This window comes from Fulvimonas soli, from assembly GCF_003148905.1.
Lineage (GTDB): Bacteria > Pseudomonadota > Gammaproteobacteria > Xanthomonadales > Rhodanobacteraceae > Fulvimonas > Fulvimonas soli.
The window spans coordinates 1-2,229 of the sequence record NZ_QGHC01000032.1 but is presented as its reverse complement, the minus strand read 5'-3'; the positions used below and the strand labels follow the sequence as shown (position 1 = coordinate 2,229).

The 2,229-nt window shown below is 51.8% G+C and carries 2 protein-coding genes and 1 pseudogene; all 3 read left to right on the top strand.

Annotated features, from left to right (window positions below):
• Positions 1-94 precede the first annotated feature (94 nt).
• Positions 95-805, top strand: a pseudogene (locus tag C7456_RS17280) (RHS repeat-associated core domain-containing protein); the annotation flags it as partial.
• Positions 806-816: 11 nt separating this feature from the next.
• Positions 817-1,326 carry a hypothetical protein gene (locus C7456_RS17085; RefSeq protein ID WP_139943003.1) on the top strand — a complete coding sequence of 170 codons (510 nt, stop codon included), beginning with the start codon at positions 817-819 and terminating at the stop codon, positions 1,324-1,326.
• 88 nt (positions 1,327-1,414) lie between these two features.
• Positions 1,415-1,777, top strand: coding sequence for a hypothetical protein (locus C7456_RS17080; protein ID WP_146203592.1), 363 nt, complete (start codon positions 1,415-1,417; stop codon positions 1,775-1,777).
• The last annotated feature ends 452 nt before the right edge of the window (positions 1,778-2,229 follow it).

Sequence of the window (2,229 nt, the reverse complement as noted above, 5' to 3'; positions counted from 1 at the left end):
GCCGCCAACCATCGCGCACAAACCGGCAACAACGCAGTACCCTCCAACCCCGGGCTTTATCAGTAATCACTGGTACGGCTGATGGGGGCAGGTCACGGCCACGAGCAATCCGTACCAGTACACGGGCCGGGAGAACGACGGCAACGGGCTGTACTACTACCGGGCGCGGTACTACAGCCCGGTGATTGGCGGGTTTATCAGTGAGGATCCGGCGGGATTCCTCGGTGGACAAACGAGTTTTTATGCCTATGCTGGGTCCAACCCCGTTTTGTTCAGAGATCCGAACGGCACCGAATTCATTACTGCTCTAATTGGAGGGATTGCCGGAGGGATTGCCGGCTATGAAGCCGGTGGTTGGCAGGGCGCAGTGGCGGGTGCAGTGGTTGGTGGCGCCGTGGGATTCTTCGCTCCGCAATTGTCGGCAGCGGCTGCCACTTGGGTAGGTGGAGGGATCGCCGGAATGTTGGCTGGCACCGGAGCAACAGTAGGTCTAGGAGCCGGGACTGGCGGCGTCGCTACGGTTCTCGGAAACGAACTCTATAACTACACCAAGCCGGCTTGTGAAAAGGCAAAGCACTGGAACGACGGCTTAGCATTCGGCGTTGCATTAGGTGCCGCTGCACCACTGATGAGCGGAGAGGCGTTTGCTGCAGGTGCCGGGGACGCAATCGTCGGAGAAGGGGCATCGAACGTGTTCTCTGGTTTGACCGGAGCCTTCAATGTGTTCGGAGAAGCCATGGACCCCGAGGCCGCGCATGGTTTCAGGCCTTCAGAGGGCGGTGATGCTTGTGGATGTGGCCAATGAGAAATAAATATATGAACGAGTACCCGTCAGCCATCTTTAAGTTCAAGGGAAAAGCGCCGGCGATTATCGTTGTCGTTGCAGTCGCGGCTTTATGCATAGCACTTTCAATTTTGATCGGCGTGCGGGGGGAAGGGTTTGGCGGCGTCGTCTTCTGCCTTGGATTCGCCTTATTCTTGCTGTTCGTGGGAAAGATTTTTTTGTACGGACGATTGGACATCCAGATAGATGACCAGTCGATTTCAAGGATGTTGTTTGGGAGAGAAGTTCAACTTATCAAGTGGCAAGACGTTGAGCGAGTTGTGGTCTTCCCCGTTCGCGGCGCGGGTGTGAGTGGCGGAGTTACCGGGTACAACATAAATGCGTCAGCGGCAGGCGGATCACGTACCCGCAAGATCTACTTCAACAACCAATCCAATGACTTGTCAGATCTCATAACCGCCATGAACGTCTACATCGATCGATATCAGATAAGAGTCGAACATGTTTCGAACGGCGTGACGACGGTCACCAAGTCGATCTGATTCGAAAAAATTGGCGTGTTGAAATATCTATGCTTATGCAGGCGGCAATCTATGGCTGATGCCGAGAGCGACGCGTTAGCCATATTATATGAATATGGCTAGAACCCTTGATGTTTCTACGGCGGAAAACGGAGCTGTATTTTATTCTGGACCTGGAAATAGAGCTCTCGCCGAGGAGTTTGCCTATGTGAATGGACGTACAACATTGGAAATGACGCCGGGTGGGCAGTGGCTTGATAGTCAAGGACTTTTTGGTCCAAGTAGTCCGTTAACTCCAGGGCAGGCCACGACCGTTTGGTCAACATTGTCTGAGCGTTTTGCAGCTAGTGCCTCAGGTAATGCGGTTGGGTTTGTTCAAGGCGCTAGAGCGGGGAGTATTTTTAATACTGTTGAATATCCGACTTTACTTGGTAATCAAGCTATTAAGAATGTTATAACTGGAGGGTATTAAAATGTTTACTAAATTGTCTCCGCAGAAAGTTCAAAGTGATGAAGGCTATGTGGTGCAGGTGGCCAACAGGTCGTTGGTTGAGTATGTTGAATCTAACAGTAATAGAGTGGCCGTGGTCGAAGTGGACTTCTCAGGCGATGTTGGTATCTATGTGAGTACCTTGAGATGGATGTCAAATAAAAAAAGTTTCTCGCCTATGAGCGATAGAGATAAGAATATTATTTTGGAAAGAATAATTAGTGGAATCGAGGCCATGGGGTGTAAGATTGAGTTGTGCTAAAAACAGGCGGGGGTGGCATGATGGTGCCGGAATGGGGGCAGATCTATGCTCCGAAAGCAGTGCCATGGCTAGAGTATGCGTAAGCTCCCCCGTCAAGCAGACACTTCAAAAGTAGAACCGCTGGCGGCTTGTTGGCGGTACTCGGTGGGTGTCAGGTCACCGAGTGATTCGT